At 70.3% G+C, this 1,133-nt stretch carries 2 protein-coding genes; both read right to left on the reverse strand.

The genetic code is table 11. The features are described 5' to 3' along the window. On the reverse strand, positions 1–582 hold a 582-nt coding region (locus HUS57_RS00005; RefSeq protein WP_281409274.1), incomplete at its 3' end, for a biotin carboxylase N-terminal domain-containing protein. After that, a partial coding sequence (locus HUS57_RS00010; protein ID WP_173930894.1) for an enoyl-CoA hydratase-related protein occupies positions 579–1,133 on the reverse strand: 555 nt, incomplete at its 5' end. The genes HUS57_RS00005 and HUS57_RS00010, both read right to left, overlap by 4 nt.

Consider the following 1,133-nt stretch of genomic DNA (forward strand, 5'->3'; position numbering starts at 1 on the left):
GGCAGCGGCCACCGCCTCGGGCAATTGGGCGGCGCTGTCGGCGATGCGCATGCCCTTGCCGCCGCCGCCCGCCGACGCCTTGACCAGCACTGGATAGCCGCAGGAATCGGCGGCACGGGCCAGGGTCGCGATATCCTGCTCGCTGCCGTGATAGCCGGGAACGAGGGGCACGCCGGAAGAAGCCATGAGCGCCTTGGCGGCGGATTTGGACCCCATGGCCTCGATGGCCGCGACCGGCGGGCCGATGAAGATCAGGCCCGCCTCGGCGCAGGCTTTGGCGAAATCGACGTTCTCGGACAGGAAGCCATAGCCGGGGTGGATGGCCTCCGCCCCGCTGGCCAGCGCCGCCCCGATGACGCGGTCGATGCGCAGATAGCTGTCGCGGGCGGCCGGAGGGCCGATCAGCACCGCCTCATCGGCCATGGAAACATGGAGGGAATCGCGGTCGGCTTCGGAATAGACGGCGATGGTGCGCAGCCCCATGCGGCGGGCGGTCGCGATGATGCGACAGGCGATCTCGCCGCGATTGGCGATGAGCAGGCTGGAAAAGCGGCACGGGGCGGCATTGGGTGCCTGGGTCATTGCGCATCTCCCCGCGCGGTCCAGTTGGGCGGGCGCCGGGCAAAGAAGGCGGCAAGCCCTTCGGCGGCCTCCTCCCCGGCGCGGATGTTGGCGATGCGGCCAGCGGTGAAATCGGTGAGTTCGTCGGTGATGGGGCGCAGGGCGACGTCGCACACCAATTGCTTGGCGGCCATGCGCGCGCCCGGCGCTGTCTTGTCGAGGGCGGCGAGCAGCGCCTCGACGCGCGATTGCAGCTGGTCGTCGGGCACCACCTCATGCAACAGGCCGATGCGGCGAGCCTCCTCGGCGCCGAAGATCTCGGCGGTCTGGAAATAGCGGCGCGCCACCCGCGCCCCGATGGCGGCGATCACGAAAGGGCTGATCGCAGCGGGGATGAGGCCGAGCCGGACTTCGGAGAGGGCGAATTTCGCCCCTAGTGCGCCGATGGCGATGTCGCAGCAGGCCACCAGTCCTACCCCGCCGCCAAAGGCCGCGCCCTGGACGGCGGCGATGGTGGTTTTCGATGACCCGTCGAGCTTGCGCATGAGGCCGGCCAGGGCGCGCGCGTCGGC

The sequence above is a fragment of the Chelativorans sp. Marseille-P2723 genome (genome assembly GCF_902809845.1).
In the GTDB taxonomy this organism is placed as follows: Bacteria; Pseudomonadota; Alphaproteobacteria; order Rhizobiales; family Rhizobiaceae; genus Chelativorans.